Source organism: Aliihoeflea sp., from assembly GCF_052435475.1.
Classification (GTDB): Bacteria; Pseudomonadota; Alphaproteobacteria; order Rhizobiales; family Rhizobiaceae; genus Aliihoeflea.
The window spans coordinates 106,151-127,875 of the sequence record NZ_JBQVMV010000003.1 but is presented as its reverse complement, the minus strand read 5'-3'; the positions used below and the strand labels follow the sequence as shown (position 1 = coordinate 127,875).

Below are 21,725 nucleotides of genomic sequence, written 5' to 3'. Positions count from 1 at the left end.
ATCAGCCGACGAGGCGCTGCGGCGCCTTCTCGCGGGCGAGCTTCTTGAACTTGCGCACGACCATGTCGCGCTTGAGCTTGGAGATGTGATCGATGAAGAGCACGCCGTTCAAATGGTCGATCTCGTGCTGGAGGCACGTCGCCATCAGCCCGTCGGCCACCATTTCCTGCGCCTTGCCGTCGCGGTCGAGATAGGTCACCGTCACCGTCTCCGGCCGTTCGACCTCGGCGTAGTAGTCCGGGATCGACAGGCAACCTTCCTCGTAGACGGAAATGTCGTCGCCCGATGCCACGATCTGCGGATTGATGAACACGTGCGGGGCCTTGTCCTCACCTTCCTTGGCGAGGTCGATGACCAGCATGCGGAGCGGCTCGCCGATTTGGATCGCGGCGAGCCCGATGCCCGGCGCGTCGTACATCGTGTCGAGCATGTCATCGGCGAATTTGCGGGTCGCGTCGTCGACGCGCTCCAGCGGCTTCGACACCTGGCGCAGGACGGGATCGGGAAGGATGATGAGCGGCTTGATCGTCATGGCCGTCAGGTAATCGGTGAAACCGCGCGCGTCAACGCTCCGGCATGTGGACGTTCACGTTTTGGTCTTATTGCGACGTCGCGAATCGTCTAGTGTCGCGCGATGAACCCGTCCGAATCGCTTTTCGCCGCCCCCCTTCTCCAGCTCGGCTCGACCACGATCACGCTCGGCCACGCGCTGATTGCAGGCGCGGCCGTCGTCCTGGCGCTGGTCGCGCTCCTCGTCATGTCCGTTTCGCGTGCGGCACGGGTGCAGGCCGAGGTGGCGGAGGAGAGCGCCGCGCGGGCGCGCGAAGCCGATGCACGCCTCGCCGAGATCACCCGTGCACAAGTCGAAATGCAGGGGCGCATGGGCACGATCGCCGAAGTGTTCGGCGCGCGTCAGGCCGAGCTCAACAAGGCGATCGGCGAGCGGCTCGACGGTATGACCTCGCGGCTCGGCCATTCGATCACCGAGCAGACGAAGTCGACGCACGAAAACCTCGCCAAGCTGCAGGAACGCCTTGCGGTCATCGATACGGCCCAGAACAACATCCAGTCGCTCGCCGGCCAAGTCGTGCAACTCCAGCACATCCTTTCCAACAAGCAGACCCGCGGCGCCTTCGGGCAGGCGCGCATGGAGGCAATCATCGCCGACGGCCTGCCGCACGGCGCCTACGAATTCCAGGCGACGCTTTCCAACGGCAGCCGCCCCGACTGCACGATCCGCATGCCGAACGGCGCGCCCGACCTCGTCATCGACGCCAAGTTTCCGCTGGAATCGTGGAACGCCATTCGCACGGCTGCCGAGGCCGAAAATTCGGAGGCGCAGAAATACGCCGCGCAGAATTTCCGCCGTGATGTGGAAGTTCACCTGAAGGCCATCGCCGACAAATATCTCATCAATGGCGAGACGCAGGACACGGCCTTCATGTTCGTGCCGTCGGAATCGATCTTCGCCGAGATTCACGAGAATTTCGAGGCGCTGGTGCAAAAAGCCCATCGCGCCCGCATCGTCATCGTCTCGCCCTCGCTGCTGATGCTCTCCATCCAGGTCATCCAGGCGGTGCTGAAGGACGCGCGGATGCGCGAGCAGGCGCATCTGATCCAGGGCGAGGTCATCCGCCTGATGGAGGATCTCGGCCGCCTCGACGAGCGCGTGCGCAAGCTTCAGACCCATTTCGGGCAGGCCAATCGCGACATCGACCTGATCCTCACCTCGACGGAAAAGCTGACCAAGCGCGGCGAGAAGATCGAGGCGCTGGAACTGGACTCGCCGCAGATCGACGAGAAAGCAGACAAGAAGCCGGCAGAAGCGCGCAGCGGCTCGCTGCGCCTGCGGGTCGTCGACGACGAATAGACTGTTCACCTGCCCGCGACTGGCAATCCGCCCGCTGGTTCCATACCTCTTCTTCAAATCGAAGGGATATGAACGATGGAAATCGGCCTCTACACATTCGGCGATGTCGGCACCGACCCGGTGACCGGGAACATCGTCAGTCCGGCGCAGCGCTTCGCCAATCTCATCGAGGAAATCGAACTCGCCGATCAGGTCGGGCTCGATCTCTTTGGCCTTGGCGAACATCACCGGCCGGACTACGCCGTCTCCGCTCCCGCCGTCGCGCTCGCCGCCGCCGCCCCGCGCACCAAGAATATCAAGCTGTCGAGCGCCGTCTCAGTGCTCTCGTCGGACGACCCGATCCGCGTCTTCCAGCAGTTCGCTACACTCGACAACATCTCGAACGGGCGTGCAGAGATCATGGCCGGGCGTGGCTCCTTCATCGAATCCTTCCCGCTCTTCGGCTACGACCTCGGCGATTACGACACGCTCTTCGCCGAAAAGCTCGAAATGCTGATCAAGCTCAACGAGGGCGAAATCTTTTCATGGGAAGGCGGCAAGCACACGCCGCACGTCAGCGAGCGCGGCGTCTACCCGCGGCCGGTCAACGGCAAATTGCCCATCTGGCTCGCCGTCGGCGGCACGCCGCAATCGGTGGGGCGCGCGGCCATGCTCGGCCTGCCGCTCGCGCTCGCCATCATTGGCGGCGAGCCGGCGCGCTTCGCGCCCTTCTTCAAGCTCTATCGCGAGGCGGCCGAAAAGTTCGGCCGCGATCCGGCGACGCTGAAGACCTCGATCAACGTCCACGGCTTCGTGGCGGATACGCGCAAGGAAGCCGTCGACACGTTCTATCCCGCACAAGCTGAAGTGATGAACCGGATCGGCCGCGAACGCGGCTGGCCGCCGGCCAGCCGCCAGCAGTTCGAGGCATCTGCCGGCCCACGCGGCGCCCAGTTCATCGGCGACGCGTCGGAACTGACCGACAAGATCCTCGCGCATTACGAAATCTTCGGCTTCGACCGCTTCGTCATCCAGATGGCGATCGGCGTGATGGATCACGCCAAGCTGTTGAAGGCAATCGAGATTTTGGGAACGCGGGTGGCGCCGGAGGTGAAGAAGGCAGTCGGCAAAAGGCGGATCGCCGCGGCCTGACGGGCTGTCCCGCCCGAACCGGCTGGAGATCATTTCGCGCATTGACGCGCATCGTCCCGATTGCCGCGGTCGCTTTTTTTCCCGAAGTGACCCCCACCCTTTATCCCTCCCCACAAGGGGGAGGGAGTCGCCAGCGTCCAGCCTTTCCGTCAATTTTATCACCCGACCGAAAGCAGGGGCGCGACGTGGATGCCCTTCCTCCCCCTTGTGGGGAGGGATAAAGGGTGGGGGGTCCCCTTCAAAGAAAACAACAATTGTGAAGCTGCCGACGCCCATCGTCCCGGTAGGAACGGCGCCGGTCAGCCCTCTTCGTTCGCCAGATCATTCCAGGCGTTCTGCTGCGCGAGCATCGACCGCAGATACGCCACGTTGGCCTCGGCCTGTTCGGGCGACAATTCGCGACTGGCGATTGCTTCGGCATCCGCAAAACGCCCCTGCAGCCCGACCACCAGCGCCAAATTCTGCCGCACACGGCTGTCGGCGCCGGGCTGGGTGACGGCGTTCTGGAGCTGGGCTTCGGCCTGCTTCAGGTCGCCTTCCAGAAGATAGGACATGCCGAGGTTCGAAAGCACGCTCGGGTCGTTCGGCTGCATTTCAAGGGCGCGGGCATAGAGCCGGCGCGCCTCGCCGGCCTGCCCAAGCTGGTCGAGGATCGCGCCTTCGGCCGACATCAGTTTCCAGTCGGGATATTCGGGCGTCTGCGCACGGCGGACGGCGTCGAGCGCGGGCTGGAGGTCGCCGGCGGCGGCCAGCGCCTTGCCGTAGGCCGCGAGCACCTGACGTTCCTTGGGATGGTCGATCGCCGCCTTTCGCATCACGGCCAGCGCTTGGTCGTTGCGCCCGTCCATCTGCAGCACCGAAGCGTATTGCATGGCGACGTTCATGTCGGCCGGGTTGCGCGTATAGGCGGTGCCGAGCTGATCGGCCGTCGCGCGCAGTTCGGGCGCCGTCATCTGCGTGACCGCGCCGGTCGTCGTGCGGTCGACGGAGGCGGTCGTCATGCGCTTGTTGCCGGCGCAACCCGCCAGCGCGAGCGTTGCCGCCAGCGCCAGGATCGTCGCCGTGGTCCTCGCCTTTGCCTTCATGTTGATCGACCTCCGCATCGACATACCCTCGTGCCGAAGCACTCCTTAATGTCCCGAGCAATATTCCGTTAACCCTAACGGAGCGTTAAAAGGGTTCGCATCTGCTTCGCGCCCGCCTTTCAGGAGACCCCATGCCCATCGAAATCACGCAAACGCCGCTCGCCAATGCGAAGCCCATCCATGTCGTCGCCAAGGACGGGCTCGACGGCATCGCGATCGACGCGCGTGCCCGCGCCTGGGCGAAGGCCAGCGGCTTTTCCGGCCAGTCTGGCAAGGTGCTGGCCTTCCCCGACGCCGACGGCGAACTGGCCGGCGCGCTGGTCGGCATCGGCACCGAGGAAGGCGCGACGGCGGCGCTGGCGCTCGGCCGCCTCGCCCGCGACCTGCCCTCCGGCGAATGGGTCTTCGCGCCCGGCGCGTTCGACGCCCATCTGGCGACCCTCGCGCTGGTGATCGGCGGATACCGCTTCGAGCGCTACTGGAAGGACAGCCCGCGCGACATCCGCCTGCAGCTTTCCGCCGGTGTCGACCTCGCCCGCGTCACATGCGAGGCCGACGGCATCATCCTTGCCCGCGATCTCATCAACACGCCGACCAACGACATGGGGCCGGCCGATCTCGAGGAGGCCGCGCGCAGGCTCGCCAAGGCACACAAGGCGAAGATTTCCGTCATCGAGGGCGACGCGCTCCTGAAGCAGAATTTTCCGATGATCCACGCGGTCGGCCGCGCTTCCGATCAGACGCCTCGCCTCATCGACTTCACCTGGGGTCCGAAGGACGCGCCCAAGGTGACGCTGGTCGGCAAGGGGGTCTGCTTCGACACCGGCGGGCTCGACATCAAGCCGGCAAGCGGCATGCTCCTGATGAAGAAGGACATGGGCGGCGCGGCGAACGTGCTTGGGCTCGCCTCGATGATCATGAGCGCCAATCTCGATTTGCGCCTGCGCGTCCTCATTCCCGCCGTCGAAAACGCCATCGCCGGCAACGCCTTTAGGCCAGGCGACGTTCTGACCAGCCGCAAGGGGCTGACCGTCGAAATCGGCAACACGGATGCCGAGGGCCGACTGATCCTCGCCGATGCGTTGGCGCTTGCCGACGAGGAAAAGCCGGAACTCCTGATCGACATGGCGACGCTGACCGGTGCCGCGCGCGTCGCGCTCGGGCCGGACTTGCCGCCCTTCTTCACCGACGACGAGACGCTCGCCGCCGACCTTTCTCGCGCGGGCGATACGGTGGCCGATCCGGTCTGGCGGATGCCGCTCTGGAAGCCCTATGCGAAGAAGCTTTCCTCGCGGGTTGCCGACATGAACAACGTCACCACCGACGGCTTTGCCGGCTCGGTCACGGCGGCCCTATTCCTTCAGAAATTCGTCGAAAACGCACGAAGCTGGGTCCATCTCGACATCTTCGGCTGGAACCCGGTGGAGAAACCTCACGCGCCAGTCGGCGGCGAGGCGCAGGCGATCCGCGCGCTGATGCGCGTCCTCGAAGCGCGGTACGGAAAATGACCACGCTCGACCGCCGCCTCCACGCCTTTCGGCCCGATCTTGCAGCGGAAAGCCTGCGCGGCCGGGTCGAGGTCAGCCAGTTCGTCGAAGGACGACCGGCGCGGATCGCCGCGCCGATCGTAGATTTGCGCCCCGCCCCCCGCGCCGACAGCGGCATCGATACGCAACTGCTCTGCGGTGCCACGGTCCGCGTGTTCGACGAGCGCGAAGGCTGGGCATGGCTGCAGGCTGACGCCGACGGCTATGTCGGCTACGCGCCCGCATCGGCGCTGAGTACGGTCGAGGAGGCGACACATGTCGTTGTCGTACAGCGCAGTTTCGTCTATCGCGGCGCGGATTTGCGCCTTCCGATGACCACGGCGCATTCGATGGGCGCGGCGGTGCGCATCGTCGGCGAGGCCGAAACGCGCGGCACGCGCTACGCCCTCCTTGAGACCGGCGAGGCGATGATTTTCGATCACCTTCGGCCGGTCGGTCATCTCGAGCCGGACTACGTCTCGGTCGCGGAGCGCTTCGAGCACACGCCCTATCTGTGGGGCGGTGTTTCCGGCTTCGGCATCGATTGTTCTGGCTTGGTGCAGCTTGCGTTGCGGATGGCCGGCATATCAGTGCTGCGCGACACCGACATGCAGGCGGCGAGCATCGGCATCGCGCTCGACATCGGCGACGACCTCGCCGGCCTGCGACGTGGCGACCTCGTCTTCTGGAAGGGCCATGTCGCGATCATGCTCGACGCCGCTTCCATGATCCATGCCAGCGGCCACACGATGCGCGTCACCCGCGAGCCGCTGGCCGACGCGGTATCGCGCATTGGGCACCTTTACGGCGGTCCGACGGGGTTTCGGCGGCCCTGACTTTCTCGACTTCGCAAACACCCCCTCCACCATGCTTCGCATGGTCCCCCTCCCCCGCTTCGCAGGGGAAGAGCCGAGGTTGCGGCCTTTCTCGAGGTAGATCCTCCCCCGTTCACGGGGGAGGTGGCCCGAAGGGTCGGAGGGGGCGCTCGCCCGGCCTAATACCCCGCCTTGCGGTCCACCAGATGCTGCAGGGGATCGCCGCGCTCGAAGCGGTCCATCTGCTCCACCATCAGCGGCACGAGGTGTCGCGCGTCGGATGTGGCCGCGGCGTGGGGCGTGACGAAGACGCGTGGATGCGTCCAGAGCGGGCTCGTCGCCGCCAGCGGTTCGGTCTCGAAGACGTCGAGGCTCGCCTCCTTCAGCGTGCCGTCGTCGAGCGCGCGCAAAATGTCCGCCTCCTTCTGCAGCTTGCCGCGACCGGCATTGATCAGGCACGCGCCGCCGAGCCCGTTGTCGCGGCGCAGCTTCGACAGGAGTTCGTAGTCGACGATCCCCTCGGTCGCCGGCGTGTGCGGCAATAGCACCACGAGGATATCGGTCGCGTTGAGGAACGGCGTCAGCCCCGCCTCGCCGCTGAAGGTTTCGACCCCATCGACGGATTTTTCCGTCCGCGTCCAGCCTTTCACGTCGAAGCCGATTGCCTTCAAGGCCTTCGCTGCCGCCAGCCCGAGCTCGCCGAGGCCCAGAATGCCGACCGAGACGTCCGGCGAAGCTGGCTGCGCGATCTCGCGCCAGCTCTTCTTCGCCTGTTCGGCGCGGTAGAACATGCCCTGGCGCTGGTGGTCCAGCACGCGCCAGACGACATAGTCGACCATGTGCTGGGTTAGGTTCCCCGCCACCACGCGCACGATCGGCACGTCGGGCAGCTTCGGGTCGGCGAAGATGTGGTCGACGCCGGCGCCGATCGAGAAGATCGCCTTCAAATTCGGCAGCGTGGCGAGAATGCCGGGCTGATGCTTCCAGACCACCGCATAGTCGATTGACGGGTCGCTCTCGCCCTGCGGCTCGGTCACCACCTGCCGCTCCGCCGAAAGAAGCTCGTGCCACTTCTTCGGGTTGAACCCTTGGACGGACAGAAGAATGCGCCCCGCGCGCTGGTCGGTCATGGTCGGCTCCCTGGTCTTTTGTCTATTCGCTGACGACGCCGGCCGGCGCGGTCGCGATATCGAAGGCGGCGGCGATCAGCGCCTTCGTGTAGTCGGTCTGCGGGTTCTCGAAGATCTGCCGGCTGGTGCCGTATTCGACGACCTTGCCATTGCGCATCACGATCACCTCGTTCGCCAGCGCGCGCACGACCTTCAGATCGTGGCTGATGAAGAGGTAAGCGAGTTGGTGCTTCTTCTGCAGGTCGCGCAACAGGTCGACCACCTGCGCCTGCACGCTCATGTCGAGCGCCGAAGTCGGCTCGTCGAGCATGACGAAGCGCGGATTGAGCACCATGGCACGCGCTATGGCGATGCGCTGGCGCTGGCCGCCGGAAAATTCGTGCGGGTAGCGGAAGCGCGTCGCCGGATCGAGCCCGACTTCCTTGAGGACGCCCACCACAAGGGCGTCGCGCGCATCGGCGTCCAGCTTGGGCTGATGGATACGCAGCCCTTCCTCGATGATCTCCGAGACCGACATGCGCGGCGAGAGCGAGCCGAACGGGTCCTGGAACACGATCTGCATCTCGCGCCGCAGCGGCTTCATTTCGCGGAAGGAATAATCCTCGATTGCCTTGTCGCCGAGCATGATCCGGCCCTTCGACGAGATCATGCGCGAGAGCGCCAGGCCCAGCGTCGTCTTGCCGGAACCCGATTCGCCGACGACGCCCAGCGTCTGGCCGGCGCGCACGGTAAGGTCGATGCCGTCTACGGCCTTCACATGGTCGACCGTCTTGCGGAAGAAGCCCTGCTTGATCGGGAACCAGACCCTGATGTCGTCGCCCTTCATGACGATCGGCGCCGCGTCGTTCGCCGCCGGCGGCTCGCCCTTGGGCTCGGCTGCCAGCAGATGGCGCGTGTATTCGTGCTTCGGATTGGCGAAGACTTCGGCTGTCGGCCCCTCCTCGACGATCTTGCCCTTCGTCATCACGCAGACGCGGTCCGCGATACGCCGCACGATGCCGAGATCATGTGTGATGAAGAGCATCGACATCTTGTTGCGTGTCTTCAACTCGGCCAGGAGTTCGAGGATCTGCGCCTGCACGGTCACGTCGAGCGCCGTGGTCGGCTCGTCGGCGATCAGGAGCTTTGGCTCGTTGGCGAGCGCCATCGCGATCATCACGGGCTGGCGCTGGCCGCCGGAAAGCTGGTGCGGATAGGCGCCAAGACGCTTTTCAGGCTCACGAATGCCGACCTCGTTCAGGAGTTCCAGCGTGCGCGCCTTCGACTGCTTCTCGTTCATGCCGCGATGCAGCTTCAGGATTTCGCCGATCTGCCGCTCGATCGTGTGCAGCGGATTGAGCGACGTCATCGGCTCCTGGAAGATCATCGTGATGTCGTTGCCGCGCACCCGCATCAGCGCCCGCTCGTCGAGCGCCAGCAAGTCCTTGCCCTCGAACAGTACCTGCCCCGACGGGTGGCTGGCGGCTGGATAGGGCAGGAGCTTGAGAACCGAGAGCGCGGAAACCGACTTGCCCGACCCGGATTCACCGACGAGCGCAACCGTCTCACCCGGAGCGATGTCGAATGAAACATGATCGACGGCAATCTGCTCACGCCCGCCCTGGGCGAAGGCAACGGAAAGATCGCGAACGGAAAGAAGGGGGGTGGTCATCGGAACGTCTTCCGCGGATCGAAGGCGTCGCGGACGGCTTCGCCGACGAAGATCAGCAGCGAGAGCATGACCGACAGCGACAGGAAGCCGACGATGCCGAGCCAGGGGGCGTTCAGGTTGCGCTGGCCCTGACGGAGGAGTTCGCCGAGCGAGGCGGAGCCGGGGGGCAGGCCGAAGCCGAGGAAGTCGAGCGAGGTCAGCGTCGTAATCGATCCGTTGAGGATGAAGGGCAGGAAGGTCAGCGTCGCGACCATCGCGTTCGGCAGGAGGTGGCGGAACATGATCGTGGCATTGCCGACGCCCAGCGCCCGCGCCGCGTTTACGTATTCGAAGTTGCGCGCCCGCAGGAATTCGGCGCGCACGACGCCGACGAACGCCACCCATGAGAAGAGCAGCATGATGCCGAGCAGGATGAAGAACCCCGGCGGCAGGATCGCGGCGATGATGAGGATCAGATAGAGGACCGGGATCGACGACCAGATTTCGATCACGCGCTGGAAGATCAGGTCGGTCCAGCCGCCGAAATAGCCCTGCACGGCACCGGCCGTGACGCCGATGATCGCCGAGGCGGCCGTCAGGACGAGGCCGAACAGGACAGAGATGCGGAAGCCATAGATGACACGCGCCGCGACGTCGCGGGCCTGGTCGTCGGTGCCGAGCCAGTTGAAATTGCCGAGCGTGCAGTTCGGATCGTCCGCGCCCTCGAAATAGCGCTGGCAGCGCGTCTCGCGGTCGTAGAGCCAGGACGGCTTGGCGGGCGCAGCCTCGGGGATCTCGTTATTCACCGTGCGGTAGGAATAGCGGATCGGCGGCCAGATCATCCAGCCATTCGCCTCGATCTCTTCCTGGATGACCGGGTCGCGATAGTCCGTCACCGCGAGGAAGCCGCCGAACTTTTCCTCCGGATAGTCGACGATGGTCGGGAAGAGGATTTCGCCATTGTAGGAGGCGAGCACCGGCTTGTCGTTGGCGATGAACTCGGCGAACAGCGACAGCACGAACAGGATGAGGAAGATCCAGAGCGACCAATAGCCGCGCCGGTTTGCCTTGAAGTTCTGCCAGCGACGCTGGTTGAGCGGCGACAGCCATGGCCGCGCGACCTTCTCGCGCACTTCCTCGACCTGCGCCTTGGCGAGCATGTCGGACATCAGACGTCCCTCCGCTCGAAATCGATGCGCGGGTCGATCCAGGTATACATCAGGTCCGATAGGAGGCTGACGAGCAGCCCGATCAGCGAGAAGATGTAGAGCGTGGCAAAGACGACCGGATAGTCGCGGTCGAGCACCGAGCGGAAGCCGAGAAGCCCAAGCCCGTCGAGCGAGAAGATGTTCTCGATCAGGAGCGAGCCGGTAAAGAAGGCCGAGATGAAGGCGCCGGGGAAGCCGGCGATGATGATCAGCATCGCATTGCGGAAGACGTGGCGGTAGAGCACCTGCCGCTCGGACAGGCCCTTGGCGCGCGCGGTGACGACATATTGCTTGCGGATTTCCTCGAGGAAGGAGTTCTTGGTCAGAAGCGTCGTCGTCGCGAAGGCGGAGAGAACCATCGCCGTCAGCGGCAGCGCGAGGTGCCAGAAATAGTCGAGGATGCGCTCGGGCCAGGAGAGGTCCGACCAGTTCTCGGAGGTGAGGCCGCGCAGCGGGAACCAGTCGAAGAACGAGCCGCCGGCGAAGAGCACCATCAAGAGGATCGCGAACAGGAATCCCGGGATCGCATAGGCAACGATGACGATGCCGCTCGTCCAAACGTCGAAGCTCGATCCGTCCTTCACCGCCTTGCGAATGCCGAGCGGGATCGAGATCGCGTAGGAGATGAGCGTGATCCACAGGCCGAGCGAGATCGATACCGGCATCTTCTCGATGATCAGGTCGATGACCGAGATGTCGCGAAAATAACTGTCGCCGAAATCGAACCGTGCGTAGTTCCAGATCATGTTGGCGAAGCGTTCGAGCGGCGGCTTGTCGAAGCCGAACTGGCGTTCGAGCTGGGCGATGAATTCCGGATCGAGCCCCTGCGCGCCGCGATAGCTGGATTCGCCGCCGGTATCGAAATTCTGGAAATCGGAACTGCCGCCGCCGATGCGGTCGGCCGCGCCGCCGCCCTGCCCGGTGATGTTGGCAATCACCTGCTCCACCGGTCCGCCCGGCGCGAACTGGATGACGATGAACGAGATCGCCATGATGCCGAACAAGGTCGGAATCATCAGCAACAGACGTCGAAGGATATAGGCGCCCATCAGGTGGACTTCGCTGCGAGGGTGGTCAAATCAGTCTCAAGCCCTGCCAATCGATTTCGCCTTTTCCTCGTCGTACCACCACAAGGCCTCGACGGGGAAGCCATAGTCCGGCTTCGGGTCCTTGAAGCCGAACATGTCCCAATAGGCCGCCCGGTGATTCGGCGCATGCCAATTTGGAATCCAGTCATGGCGCGCGCGCAAGATGCGGTCCATGACCTTCAGCGTCACGACGAGGTCGTCGCGCGTCTCGGCCTTGCCGGCACGCTCGATCAGCGCGTCCAGCGCGGGCGATTTCGTGCCGGGATAGTTGCGCGTTCCCGGCAGGTCCGCCGAGCGCGAATGGAAGAAGTTGGCTAGGGAATCGCGCGTCGGGGTCGCGCCGAAGGAGGCGGCCATGCCCACCAAGTCGAAATCGAAATCGATCTGTCGCGCCTGATACTGCGCCGAATCGACCTGACGTATCGAAGCGTCGATGCCGATCTGGCGCATGTTTTCGACGAAGGGCGAGCCCGATCGGATGAAGACCTCGTCCTGGATCAGGTATTCGACAGTCAGCGGCTGCCCGGCCGCATTCCGGAGCACGCGGCCATCGGCCTGCCATCCGGCCTCCATCAGAAGACGGCGCGCTTCGCGCAGCAGGCGCCTGTCGCGGCCCGAACCATCCGACGTCGGCGCGACCACCGCCTCGCCGAAAGCTTCTTCTGGGATGTCGCTGCGGAATTGCTCCAGCAGCGCAAGTTCTGCCTCGGACGGTGCGCCCTCGGCGCGGAACTCCGATTTTTCGAACACCGAATTGGATCGCGCATACGCATCGTAGAAGAGGTTGCGGTTCGTCCATTCGAAGTCGAAGCACATGCCGATCGCCTGGCGCGTGCGCGGGTCGGCGAACTTCTCGCGCCGCTGGTTCAGCGCCCAGGCCTGCATCGAGGGCGACAATTCGCTGGGGAATTCGCGCTTTAGCACACGCCCGTCCGTGATTGCCGGGAAGTCGTAGCCCGTCGCCCAGGTTCGCGCCGTGAACTCCTGACGAAACTGGATGTCGCCCTTCTTGAACGCCTCGAAAGCCGCATTGCGGTCGCGGTAGAACTCGATGCGGATCGTGTCGAAGTGGAAAAGCCCGCGCATGACGGGCAGATCACGTCCCCAGTAATCCTCGACGCGGTCATACTCGATCGTCTGCCCGGCATTGACGCGGCCGACCTTGTAGGGGCCCGAGCCGAGCGGGGGCTTGAGCTGCGAGGCGTCGAACGGATTTTCCTCATAGAACGCCTTCGAGACGATCGGCATGGCAATGACCGAAAAGATCGTGCGCGAGGACTGGTTGCCGTTGAAGGCGATGCGGAAGGTCGCCTCGTCCTCGGCCACCGCCTCCGTCATCTCGCTCAGGGGCAGGACGAGCGACGGGTGGCCCTTTTCCTTGAAGAGGTTGAACGAATAGGCGACGTCCTCGGCCGTCAGCTTGGAGCCGTCGTGGAGGCGCGCCTGCGGCCGAAGCTTGAAGGTGAAGGAATTGCGATCGTCGGCAATCGTGATGGTTTCCGCCAGAAGTCCGTAGGCCGAGTCCGGCTCGTCGAGCGAGCCGGCCATCAGACTGTCGAAGCACAGCTCCATGCGCGGCGGCGCGTCGCCGCGGGGCACGAAGGAGTTCAGCGTGTTGAAGGTGAGGACAGACTGGTTGTAGCCCCAGTTCGGCACCGAGAAATTGAACCGTCCGCCTTTCGGGGCATCCGGGTTTGCATAGTCGAAATGCGTGAAATCAGGCCCGTATTTCAGGTCACCGAAGGCCGAGATGCCATGAAGCGGCGTTCCGGTCTGGAGCTCGGCTAGCACGGCGCGTGGCAAAAACGGCGCGGCGAAGGCGGCGCCGCCCAGCGCCAGGAAGGCACGGCGGTCGATACCTGCGCCGCTCATTCCGCTTCCTCGATCTGCTCTTCGATCTCGGCCTCTCGATCCTGCAATATCCACCAGGATTGCGGATCGATGCCGGAATATTCGGGCTGCTTTTCGGGAATGCCGAACTTGTTCCAGTAGGCGTAGCGCATGGTCGGCTGGAAATATTGCGGCACGGTGTAGTAGTTCCACAGGAGCACACGGTCGAGCGCGCGCGTTGCCGCCACCAGTTCCTCGCGGTCGGCCGCGTAGATGATCTTGTCGATCAGCGCATCCACCACCGGGTCCTTGATGCCCGGCACGTTGCGCGAGCCTTCGGCGTCGGCGGCCTGCGTGCTCCAGTAATCGCGCTGCTCGTTGCCGGGCGATTCGGATTGCGGGAAGCGCGCCGTCACGGCGTCGAACTCGAAGGCCTGATAGCGTTGGATGTATTGCGAGGTGTCGACGATGCGCAGCGTCGCGTCGATGCCGAGGCGGCGCAGATTGGCGATGTAGCCGCCTGTGATGATCTCGCTCGTCGGCGAGGACCCCAGGAATTCGATGCGGAATTGCTCGCCGCTCTCCTTGTTCACCATGCGGCCGCCCTGGATCGCCCAGCCCGCTTCGTCGAAGAGCCGGACTGCCTCGCGCAGATTGTCGCGCTGCGCCTGCGGGGTGTCGAAGACGGGCAGCTTGAACTCTTCGGTAAAGAGCTCCGGCGGCAGCGCATCGCGATGCGCTTCCAGCATTTCAAGTTCCTGCCCCTCCGGCACGCCGCTCGACGCCAGTTCGGAACGTTCGAAATAGCTGGAAAAGCGCTCGTTCATCTCGAAGAACTGAAGGCGGTTCTGCTCCTCGAAATTATAGGCCAGCGTCAGAGCCTGGCGCACACGCCGGTCCTGGAAGCGTGGCTGGCGCATGTTGAAGGCGAAGGCCTGCATGTGCTGGATGCCACCCGAGATGAACTCGCGCTTGATGACGTCTCCGCGCTCGAAGGCCGGGAAATTGTACTCGACCGCCCAGCGCCGCGTGCTCGTTTCCTGCCGAATATCCTCGAAGCCGCCGCGGGTGAAGGCCAGGAACTCGGCATTGTCGTCCTGGAAGTAGGTGTAGGTCATGCGGTCGAAATTGTTGCGCCCGATGTTGACCGGCTCCTCGGCGCCCCAATAATCCTCGACGCGCTCCCAGACGATGCGCGAGCCGGGATCGAAGGATGCGATCCTGTAAGGTCCGCTGCCAAGCGGCGCTTCGAGAGTCGGATTGGCGATGTTGCGCTTCTGGCCGCGCGCATTCTCGCCTTCCCACCAATGCTTCGGCAGAACCGCCAGATCGCCCATGATGTGCGGCAGTTCGCGGTTGCCGGTCTGGTCGAAGGTGAACTCGACTTCGCGCTCTGAAATCGCGACCGCCTCGGTCACGTTGGCATAGTAGCGGCTATAGGCCGGGCTGATCTCCTTCAGCTTCTCGAAGGACCAGACCACGTCCTCGGCCGTGATCGGCTCGCCATCGTGCCAGCGCGCATCCGGGTTCAGGCGATAGATCGCCGAGGAATAGTCGTCCGGATAGGTGAATGCCTCGGCGATCAGCGCATGGCTCGTCCCGGCCTCGTCCGGGGATTGCTGCATCAGCGTATCCCAGAGAAGTCCGCCGAACTGGCCGAGGCCGGCCGCGGGCGTGCCGCGCACGATGAACGGGTTGAAGCTGTCGAAAGTGCCGAAGGCCGCCGAATTCAGTGTGCCGCCCTTGGGCGCGTCAGGGTTCACGTAGGAATAGCGGGTGAATTCCTCAGCCGGCGGCTCGGTCTGGATCAGCGAGGAAGTCGTGCGCCATTCGGCCTCGGCGTCCTGCGCCAGCGCAGTGCTCGCACCAGCGAGCAGAACGGTCGCAACGACCCATGATTTGCGCAGATGATCGCCCCAGCGGCCCAATTCCATTCGACGCATCTCCTCTTCGTCCGAGCCCGCACCCTATCCCATCGGGCGTGATTGGAAACCGGCTACGTGGCTAAACTTTGCGTGGCCGGGCATTTTCGCAAACGCAAAAAAGCCGGGCGAAACCCGGCTTTTTCGTGATCGTCGAGATTACGGTTTGGTTAGTTCTGCGCCGGAGCCCGCTCTTCTTCCTCGCTCACCTCGCCATCGGCGGCGGGCGTCGCGGGGTCGGTCTCGGGCGAAGCGGCGGAACCGTCTTCCTCGGGCGTCGCCTCGGCCGGAGCAGCTTCGGTCTCGCTTGCAGCATCGGCATCGGCCGGCTCTGCGGCATCGTCAGCCGGAGCGGCTTCATCGGCGCCAGGCGCAGCCTCTTCGGCCGCCGGCGCGGCGTCCTCGGCGGGAGCGGCCTCTTCGACTTCAGCGGCAGGTGCAGCTTCTTCGCCTTCGGCAGCCGGAGCAGCGTCGTCACCTTCTGCGGCCGGAGCAGCGTCTTCACCTTCGGCGGCTGGCGCGGCTTCTTCGCCCTCGGCGGGAGCAGCTTCCTCGCCCTCGGCCGACTCTTCTTCAGCGGCGGCCGGCTCAGGCAGCGGCATCGGGTTGTCCGACTGGGCGTTGATGTAGGCGATCAGGTTGGCTTCTTCCTGCGGATCGCGGATACCGGCGAAGGCCATCGTCGTTCCCGGCACGTAGGAGCGCGGGTTGACAAGGAATGCGCTCAGGTTCTCGAATTCCCAGGTCTTGGAGCCGCCCTCGGAATATTCGGTCATCGCGGCGGAATAGGAAAAGCCTTCGTGCGACGCGACGACACGGCCCAGCACGTCGTGCAGGTTCGGGCCGACGCGGTTCGCGCCGCCAGCCTCGATCGTGTGGCACGAGGCGCAGCGGCGGAAGGCTGCTTCGCCGGCTGCCGGATCGGCGCTGGCGAGAAGGTCGAGCGCGCTCGGGCCCGTTTCGGCCGGCGCTCCACCGCCTGCGGGCTCCTCGGGAACCTCGATCGCATAGCCCGGGGTTTCGGGAGCATGGGACGCAAAGATCGCGTCCGACACAAGGCTGACCGAAAAGACGACGAAAACGACGCCCAGAAACGCGCCGATCAGCTTGTTAAGTTCAAAAGAGTCCATCTACCCAAGGCTCCAAGGTTCGACCGGGGTGATGCGGCGTGCGGCCGGCGCACACGCGTCAAAGGGTCCCCCACCCGGTCGTGCCGGTGAAAATCGCGCGGAAACTAGGTCTTTTGCTTGGATGTTGCAACACATATAAGGGCCTTTCCACGTGAGACCTTTTGCCACTTTTCCGACCTTCCCGAGAGCCGCACCATCGCTTCGCGCATGTCCAGACTGATCCTCATTCCCGCCCGCATGGCCTCCACCCGCCTGCCCGGCAAGCCGCTGGCCGATATCGCCGGGCTGCCGATGATCGTGCAGGTCACAAGGCGCGCTGCCGAAAGCGGCGCGGGCGAGATCGCCATCGCGACCGACAGTGACGAAGTGGCGCGCGCCGTCGAGGCCCTCGGCTTCGTGGCCGTGATGACGGCGGCAAACCATCAGTCCGGCTCCGACCGCATCTTCGAGGCGCTGCAGAAGCTTGATCCCGACGGGCGCTACACGACGATCGTCAACCTCCAGGGCGACCTGCCGACCATCGATCCCGCACTGATCGCGAGCACGGCCGACGTGCTCGAAGAGGGCGACGCGGACATTGCTACCCTGGGCGTCGAGATCGAGGACGAGGCGGAGAAGACCAATCCGAACGTGGTCAAGATCGTCGGCTCGCCGCTCGCGCCCGATCGTCTGCGCGCGCTCTATTTCACCCGCGCGACCGCACCATGGGGCGACGGCCCGCTCTACCACCATATCGGCATCTACGCCTATCGCCGCGCCGCGCTGGAGCGCTTCGTCGGCCTCGGCCCGAGCCCCTTGGAGACGCGCGAGCGGCTGGAACAGTTGCGCGCGCTCGAAGCGGGCATGCGCATCGATGTCGGCCTCGTCCGTTCCGTTCCGCTGGGCGTCGATACGCCCGAAGATCTCGAGCGCGCCCGCGCCATGTTATCGTAAGGAAGAGCAGAAGCCGCATGTCCAGGACCAACCGCATCGCATTTCAGGGTGAACCCGGCGCCAATTCCGACACCGCCTGCCGCAACATGTTTCCCGGCATGGAGCCGATGCCCTGCGCGACCTTCGAGGACGCGTTCAACGCGGTCGAGAGCGGTGCGGCCGAACTTGCGATGATCCCGATCGAGAACACGATCGCCGGCCGCGTCGCCGACATCCATCACCTCCTGCCCGAGTCGAGCCTGCACATCGTCGGCGAATATTTCCTGCCGATCCATTTCCAGCTCATGGTCCTGCCGGGCGTGAAGATCGACGAGATCAAATCCGTCCACAGCCACATCCACGCGCTCGGCCAGTGCCGCAACGTGATCCGCAAGCACAAGTGGAAGCCGGTCATCGCCGGCGACACGGCCGGCGCCGCGCGCCAGGTGGCCGACGAAGGCGACCGCACCGCCGCCGCACTCGCGCCCGTCCTTGCCGCCGAACTCTACGGCCTCGACATCGTCGCAGAGAATGTCGAGGACACCGACAACAACGTCACCCGCTTCGTGGTGCTGGCGAAGGAGGAATCCTGGGCTCCGCGCAAGTCGGCCGACGATCTGATGATGACGACCTTCATCTTCCGCGTGCACAACATCCCGGCCGCGCTCTATAAGGCCATGGGAGGCTTCGCCACCAATGGCGTCAACATGACGAAGCTCGAAAGCTACCAGCTCGGCGGCACCTTCTTCGCCTCGCAATTCTACGCCGACATCGAAGGCCACCCCGACGACGCCAATGTCGCGCAGGCGCTCAAGGAACTCGACTTCTTCTCGCGCGAAGTGCGGGTGCTCGGGGTCTATCCGGCGGCGGATTTTCGAATTGCGCAACGCAACGGCGGCTAGCTGTCCACCCACGCCCGGATCAGATGATTGGCGATCGCCGCGTTCGGCGGGACGATCAGGCCATCGGTGTGTGCGCCGGCGATCATCGCGCGCACTTCCTCGCGCGTGAACCAGCGGCAGGCTTCGAGTTCGGTGAAGTCCGGCGTCAGATCTTCGTTCAGCGCCTCACCGAAGCAGCCGATCATCAGCGAATGGGGAAACGGCCAGGGCTGGCTGGCGTGATAGGCGACGCGGCCGATCTTGACGCCCGATTCCTCCAGCGTTTCCCGGCGCACCGCATCCTCGATCGTCTCGCCCGGCTCCACGAAGCCGGCGAGCGTCGAAAACATGCCCGGCACGAAATGCGGGCTGCGGCCCATCAGGCAGCGATCGGGCGTGACGGTCAGCATGATGACGACGGGGTCGGTGCGCGGGAAATGCTGCGCGCCGCAGCCGGTGCACACGCGCTTGTAGCCGCCGATGCGGGCTTCGGTCGCGGCCCCGCAGCGGCCGCAGAAGCGGCAATTGGCGTTCCAGGCCAGAAGCGACGCGCCCTGCCCTACGGCACCCATGTCCTCGGGAGCGAGCAAGCCCTGGCTGTTGAGCGAGCGCAGGTCGATCGCCTTGATGCCGTCCGGCAGGTCCTCGGGCTCGAGACTACCAGGGGCAGCGATGACCGGACCGTCGGGGCCATGACCGAGCAGCACCGCATGCTGCAGCTTGGCCTTGAGGGCTTCGGCTTCCGATGCCGAAAAATGGCAGTCCGGACCAGCGCCGTTCATCTTCAGGCAGAGGCGGCCTCCGCGCAAAATCAGCACCGACAGCCGCGGGTCGGCGAGCGCATCCGCCAGCGCCGTCTCGGAGCGGTTCTCAGCCTGCCGGTCGATGCGGTTGCCGGCAAAGCCGACGAAGCGGCTCGGCTCTTTGGCCGGCCGGTCGAACAGTGCGAAGTTCACAGGCGGCCCTTGATGTCGTTGATCAGGCCGTGGAGGTCTTCACGGCGATAGGGCTCGGGCTGGCCGTGGCCCCAGACGGGCCCGGGCCAGTTCGCATCGCCTTCCCTGCGCGCGATGACGTGGACGTGGAGTTGGCGCACGATGTTGCCGAGCGCGCCGATGTTGATCTTGTCGCAGCGCGTGACCTCTTTCAGCGCCTTCGACACCATGGTCGTCTCGAAGGAAAGCATCGCCTGGTCGAGCGGCGTCAGGTCGTGGATTTCGACGGCGCCGCGGCGTTGCGGGATCATGATGAGCCATGGCCAGCGCGCATCATTCATGATCCGAAGCTCGCAAAGGCCGAGCCAGATCACTTCGCGGCTGTCGCGTTCAAGCTTCCTGTCGAGCTCGAAACCGCCAGCCCTGTGCGGCATGTCCATGTCTCCCTCCTCTGCCAGGGTTGCGAGGCTAGAGCGTTTCCCCGCTCGATGGAAGCGAATCGTTCCAGCTTTCGATCCGGCCTTGCATTCGCCTTTCGAATTGCCGATATGGGGCGCGGGAGGTTGGTGGTGGACGAGCCACTCGCCAACCGGGTCAGGTCCGGAAGGAAGCAGCCCTAACGAGCCCCGGCACGGGTCACCGTGCCAGCCTCCCACCTTATTTCCCCGGCCTTGCGTCCGAGCCGTTTGCGGCATTGACGCCTGGCCATGTCGGGGACGACACTCGCGCCGCGAGGATGATCCGGGCCTTAGGGCTCATGGCACGAGCGAGACTTGATGGACGAAACTCCGCAGATCGAGACGAGCCGTCCGCAGGGACCCTACCGGGTTCTGGCGCGCAAATATCGCCCGCGCGACTTTTCCACCCTGATCGGCCAGGAGCCGATGGTGCGCACGCTCACCAACGCGTTCGCCACCGGCCGCATCGCGCAGGCCTGGATGCTGACCGGCGTGCGCGGCGTCGGCAAGACGACGACCGCCCGCATCCTCGCCCGCGCGCTCAACTACAAGACCGACGCCGTCAGCCAGCCGACCGTCGATCTCTACGTCCCCGGCGAACATTGCGAAGCGATCATGGAAGGCCGCCATGTCGACGTGGTCGAGATGGACGCCGCCTCGCATACCGGCATCGACGACATTCGCGAGATCATCGAGCAGGTTCGCTACGCGCCGGTTTCCGCGCGCTACAAGGTCTACATCATCGACGAAGTGCACATGCTCTCGACGCAGGCCTTCAACGGCCTGTTGAAGACGCTCGAGGAGCCGCCGCCGCACGTCAAGTTCATCTTCGCGACGACCGAAATCCGCAAGGTGCCGATCACGGTCCTGTCGCGCTGCCAGCGCTTCGACCTGCGCCGCGTCGATGCGGGCCTCCTCACAGCCCATCTGCGCGGCATCGCTCAAAAGGAGGACGTGTCGATTGACGACGACGCGCTCGCGATGATCGCGCGGGCGGCGGAAGGCTCGGTGCGCGATTCGCTGTCGATCCTCGACCAGGCGATCGCCCACGGTTCGGGCACCGTGACCGCAGAGGCGGTGCGCGACATGCTCGGCCTTGCTGACCGTGCACGCGTCATCGATCTCTTTGAACTCCTGATGAAGGGCGATGTGGCCGGCGCGCTGGATGAATTCCGCGGCCAGTACGATGCCGGCGCGGACCCCGCGACCGTGCTCACCGACCTTGCCGAATTCAACCATCTCGTCACCCGCATCCGCTTCGTGCCGACTGCCGCCGACGATGCTTCCATTTCGCAGGAAGAGCGCCAGCGCGGGCGCGAATATGCGGACGGGCTTTCCGTGCGTGTCCTGTCGCGCACTTGGCAGATGCTTTTGAAGGGCATCACCGAGGTTCAGACCGCCTCGCGACCGGTCAGCGCCGCCGAGATGGTGCTGATCCGCATCGCGCATGCCGCGACCCTGCCGACGCTCGACGAGGCGCTGAAATCGCTGGAAGGCGACGCGCCGGTTCGCACGCTCCCGCACGGCACGCCGACATCTTCCGCAGGCAGTGCTCCGAACCGTGCGCCGGCACCGGTCGATGCAGTCGCCGCCCAGCCCGTCGCGGTGGCAACGAATGGCGGTGGCCAGACGATGCGCCTCGTGCGCACCGAGCCCGAACCCGCACCGGTTGCCGCGCCGAAGCCGCAGGTCGAGGAAGCGCCGGTCGAGCCCCGTATCGCCTCGATGACCGATCTCGTCGCCTTGTGCGATGCCAATCGCGACATGGCGCTGAAGGTTCAGATCAAGCAGTTCCTGCGACCCGTGAAGTTCGATCCGGGCCGCATCGAGGTCAGCCTCACCGAACACGCTCCGCGCATGCTCGTCAGCGACCTGACGACGCGGCTCCACACCTGGACCGGGCGGCGCTGGGTCGTCACGATCTCGCGCGAGCGCGGCGGCGACACGCTGTCCGAGATCGAACAGGCGCGGCGAGACGTCGCCCTCCTCGACGCCAAGAACGACCCGTCCGTCGCCGCAATCTTCGCCCGCTTTCCCGGCGCGAAGATCATCGACGTTCGGCTGCCCGACGCGGTCGAGACGGCGGAGATCGAGATCGAAAGCGACGAAGTGCCGGTCGATCCGGGCATCGGCGATCTGGGCGATGACGACGAAATCTGACCAACGGAGATCAC

18 protein-coding genes and 1 other RNA gene are annotated in these 21,725 nt (G+C 64.9%); 8 read left to right on the top strand and 11 right to left on the bottom strand.

Annotated elements, in window-relative coordinates; translation table 11 throughout:
• Nucleotide 1 precedes the first annotated feature (1 nt).
• The gene (def, locus tag ACT6QU_RS06155; protein ID WP_444563391.1) at nucleotides 2-532 is read right to left on the bottom strand and encodes a peptide deformylase; all 531 of its coding nucleotides are present in this window, start codon (nucleotides 530-532) and stop codon (nucleotides 2-4) included.
• A 102-nt stretch (nucleotides 533-634) separates the two neighbouring features.
• Here def and ACT6QU_RS06150 point away from each other — a divergent pair, with 102 nt between their 5' ends.
• Nucleotides 635-1,870 carry a DNA recombination protein RmuC gene (locus tag ACT6QU_RS06150; RefSeq protein WP_444563392.1) on the top strand — a complete coding sequence of 412 codons (1,236 nt, stop codon included), beginning with the start codon at nucleotides 635-637 and terminating at the stop codon, nucleotides 1,868-1,870.
• 75 nt (nucleotides 1,871-1,945) lie between these two features.
• Nucleotides 1,946-3,001: an Atu2307/SP_0267 family LLM class monooxygenase gene (locus ACT6QU_RS06145; protein ID WP_444563393.1), complete on the top strand. Its 1,056-nt coding sequence runs from the start codon at nucleotides 1,946-1,948 to the stop codon at nucleotides 2,999-3,001.
• Between the two features lie 299 nt (nucleotides 3,002-3,300).
• Here ACT6QU_RS06145 and ACT6QU_RS06140 read toward each other — a convergent pair whose 3' ends face one another.
• Complete coding sequence (locus tag ACT6QU_RS06140; RefSeq protein WP_444836568.1) at nucleotides 3,301-4,086, bottom strand: tetratricopeptide repeat protein; 786 nt, start codon at nucleotides 4,084-4,086, stop codon at nucleotides 3,301-3,303.
• Between the two features lie 131 nt (nucleotides 4,087-4,217).
• Here ACT6QU_RS06140 and ACT6QU_RS06135 point away from each other — a divergent pair, with 131 nt between their 5' ends.
• Both ACT6QU_RS06135 and ACT6QU_RS06130 read left to right on the top strand, forming a co-directional pair.
• Nucleotides 4,218-5,594 carry a leucyl aminopeptidase family protein gene (locus tag ACT6QU_RS06135; RefSeq protein WP_444563395.1) on the top strand — a complete coding sequence of 459 codons (1,377 nt, stop codon included), beginning with the start codon at nucleotides 4,218-4,220 and terminating at the stop codon, nucleotides 5,592-5,594.
• The gene (locus tag ACT6QU_RS06130) at nucleotides 5,591-6,448 is read left to right on the top strand and encodes a C40 family peptidase (RefSeq protein WP_444563396.1); all 858 of its coding nucleotides are present in this window, start codon (nucleotides 5,591-5,593) and stop codon (nucleotides 6,446-6,448) included. Before ACT6QU_RS06135 ends, ACT6QU_RS06130 begins: the two co-directional genes overlap by 4 nt.
• 158 nt (nucleotides 6,449-6,606) lie before the next feature.
• Here ACT6QU_RS06130 and ACT6QU_RS06125 read toward each other — a convergent pair whose 3' ends face one another.
• The 7 genes from ACT6QU_RS06125 to ACT6QU_RS06095 form a co-directional block, all read right to left on the bottom strand.
• Nucleotides 6,607-7,557: a 2-hydroxyacid dehydrogenase gene (locus tag ACT6QU_RS06125; RefSeq protein WP_444563397.1), complete on the bottom strand. Its 951-nt coding sequence runs from the start codon at nucleotides 7,555-7,557 to the stop codon at nucleotides 6,607-6,609.
• 22 nt (nucleotides 7,558-7,579) lie between these two features.
• Nucleotides 7,580-9,208: an ABC transporter ATP-binding protein gene (locus ACT6QU_RS06120; protein ID WP_444836864.1), complete on the bottom strand. Its 1,629-nt coding sequence runs from the start codon at nucleotides 9,206-9,208 to the stop codon at nucleotides 7,580-7,582.
• Complete coding sequence (locus ACT6QU_RS06115) at nucleotides 9,205-10,356, bottom strand: ABC transporter permease (protein ID WP_444563399.1); 1,152 nt, start codon at nucleotides 10,354-10,356, stop codon at nucleotides 9,205-9,207. The genes ACT6QU_RS06120 and ACT6QU_RS06115 overlap by 4 nt, the downstream gene beginning before the upstream one ends.
• Nucleotides 10,356-11,444, bottom strand: a complete 1,089-nt coding sequence (locus tag ACT6QU_RS06110) for a microcin C ABC transporter permease YejB (RefSeq protein WP_444563400.1) — start codon at nucleotides 11,442-11,444, stop codon at nucleotides 10,356-10,358. The genes ACT6QU_RS06115 and ACT6QU_RS06110 overlap by 1 nt, the downstream gene beginning before the upstream one ends.
• Before the next feature lie 36 nt (nucleotides 11,445-11,480).
• Nucleotides 11,481-13,355 (bottom strand): extracellular solute-binding protein, encoded by a 1,875-nt coding sequence (locus tag ACT6QU_RS06105; RefSeq protein ID WP_444563401.1) that lies wholly within the window; start codon nucleotides 13,353-13,355, stop codon nucleotides 11,481-11,483.
• Entirely contained in the window at nucleotides 13,352-15,247 is a 1,896-nt protein-coding gene (locus ACT6QU_RS06100; protein ID WP_444563402.1) for an extracellular solute-binding protein, read from the bottom strand. Before ACT6QU_RS06100 ends, ACT6QU_RS06105 begins: the two co-directional genes overlap by 4 nt.
• Nucleotides 15,248-15,405: 158 nt before the next feature.
• Nucleotides 15,406-16,365 (bottom strand): c-type cytochrome, encoded by a 960-nt coding sequence (locus ACT6QU_RS06095; RefSeq protein WP_444563403.1) that lies wholly within the window; start codon nucleotides 16,363-16,365, stop codon nucleotides 15,406-15,408.
• Nucleotides 16,366-16,572: 207 nt separating this feature from the next.
• Between ACT6QU_RS06095 and ACT6QU_RS06090 the strand changes: the two genes are divergently transcribed.
• Nucleotides 16,573-17,298 (top strand): 3-deoxy-manno-octulosonate cytidylyltransferase, encoded by a 726-nt coding sequence (locus ACT6QU_RS06090; RefSeq protein ID WP_444563404.1) that lies wholly within the window; start codon nucleotides 16,573-16,575, stop codon nucleotides 17,296-17,298.
• Between the two features lie 17 nt (nucleotides 17,299-17,315).
• A complete protein-coding gene (locus tag ACT6QU_RS06085) occupies nucleotides 17,316-18,179 on the top strand; it encodes a prephenate dehydratase (RefSeq protein WP_444563405.1) in 864 nt (287 codons plus the stop codon).
• On the opposite strand, the gene nudC is transcribed toward ACT6QU_RS06085, so the two are convergent.
• Nucleotides 18,176-19,114 (bottom strand): NAD(+) diphosphatase, encoded by a 939-nt coding sequence (gene nudC, locus ACT6QU_RS06080; protein WP_444563406.1) that lies wholly within the window; start codon nucleotides 19,112-19,114, stop codon nucleotides 18,176-18,178. The genes ACT6QU_RS06085 and nudC overlap by 4 nt on opposite strands.
• Nucleotides 19,111-19,533, bottom strand: a complete 423-nt coding sequence (locus tag ACT6QU_RS06075; RefSeq protein ID WP_024586693.1) for an HIT family protein — start codon at nucleotides 19,531-19,533, stop codon at nucleotides 19,111-19,113. The genes nudC and ACT6QU_RS06075 overlap by 4 nt, the downstream gene beginning before the upstream one ends.
• 118 nt (nucleotides 19,534-19,651) lie before the next feature.
• On the opposite strand from ACT6QU_RS06075, the gene ffs reads away from it, so the two are divergent.
• An RNA gene (gene ffs / locus ACT6QU_RS06070) (signal recognition particle sRNA small type) lies at nucleotides 19,652-19,749 on the top strand.
• A 120-nt stretch (nucleotides 19,750-19,869) separates the two neighbouring features.
• Nucleotides 19,870-21,711, top strand: coding sequence for a DNA polymerase III subunit gamma/tau (locus ACT6QU_RS06065; protein ID WP_444563407.1), 1,842 nt, complete (start codon nucleotides 19,870-19,872; stop codon nucleotides 21,709-21,711).
• The last annotated feature ends 14 nt before the right edge of the window (nucleotides 21,712-21,725 follow it).

What these genes read in the sequence shown, in the direction of transcription:
- ACT6QU_RS06090 (WP_444563404.1), top strand. Translation starts at nt 16,573, where the DNA reads ATGTCCAGACTGATCCTCATTCCCGCCCGCATGGCCTCCACCCGCCTG.
- ACT6QU_RS06065 (WP_444563407.1), top strand. Translation starts at nt 19,870, where the DNA reads ATGGACGAAACTCCGCAGATCGAGACGAGCCGTCCGCAGGGACCCTAC.
- ACT6QU_RS06145 (WP_444563393.1), top strand. Translation starts at nt 1,946, where the DNA reads ATGGAAATCGGCCTCTACACATTCGGCGATGTCGGCACCGACCCGGTG.
- ACT6QU_RS06105 (WP_444563401.1), bottom strand. Translation starts at nt 13,355, where the DNA reads ATGAGCGGCGCAGGTATCGACCGCCGTGCCTTCCTGGCGCTGGGCGGC.
- ACT6QU_RS06150 (WP_444563392.1), top strand. Translation starts at nt 635, where the DNA reads ATGAACCCGTCCGAATCGCTTTTCGCCGCCCCCCTTCTCCAGCTCGGC.
- ACT6QU_RS06100 (WP_444563402.1), bottom strand. Translation starts at nt 15,247, where the DNA reads ATGGAATTGGGCCGCTGGGGCGATCATCTGCGCAAATCATGGGTCGTT.
- ACT6QU_RS06095 (WP_444563403.1), bottom strand. Translation starts at nt 16,365, where the DNA reads ATGGACTCTTTTGAACTTAACAAGCTGATCGGCGCGTTTCTGGGCGTC.
- ACT6QU_RS06130 (WP_444563396.1), top strand. Translation starts at nt 5,591, where the DNA reads ATGACCACGCTCGACCGCCGCCTCCACGCCTTTCGGCCCGATCTTGCA.
- ACT6QU_RS06125 (WP_444563397.1), bottom strand. Translation starts at nt 7,557, where the DNA reads ATGACCGACCAGCGCGCGGGGCGCATTCTTCTGTCCGTCCAAGGGTTC.
- ACT6QU_RS06120 (WP_444836864.1), bottom strand. Translation starts at nt 9,208, where the DNA reads ATGACCACCCCCCTTCTTTCCGTTCGCGATCTTTCCGTTGCCTTCGCC.
- def (WP_444563391.1), bottom strand. Translation starts at nt 532, where the DNA reads ATGACGATCAAGCCGCTCATCATCCTTCCCGATCCCGTCCTGCGCCAG.
- ACT6QU_RS06135 (WP_444563395.1), top strand. Translation starts at nt 4,218, where the DNA reads ATGCCCATCGAAATCACGCAAACGCCGCTCGCCAATGCGAAGCCCATC.
- ACT6QU_RS06075 (WP_024586693.1), bottom strand. Translation starts at nt 19,533, where the DNA reads ATGGACATGCCGCACAGGGCTGGCGGTTTCGAGCTCGACAGGAAGCTT.
- ACT6QU_RS06115 (WP_444563399.1), bottom strand. Translation starts at nt 10,356, where the DNA reads ATGTCCGACATGCTCGCCAAGGCGCAGGTCGAGGAAGTGCGCGAGAAG.
- ACT6QU_RS06110 (WP_444563400.1), bottom strand. Translation starts at nt 11,444, where the DNA reads ATGGGCGCCTATATCCTTCGACGTCTGTTGCTGATGATTCCGACCTTG.
- ACT6QU_RS06140 (WP_444836568.1), bottom strand. Translation starts at nt 4,086, where the DNA reads ATGAAGGCAAAGGCGAGGACCACGGCGACGATCCTGGCGCTGGCGGCA.
- ACT6QU_RS06085 (WP_444563405.1), top strand. Translation starts at nt 17,316, where the DNA reads ATGTCCAGGACCAACCGCATCGCATTTCAGGGTGAACCCGGCGCCAAT.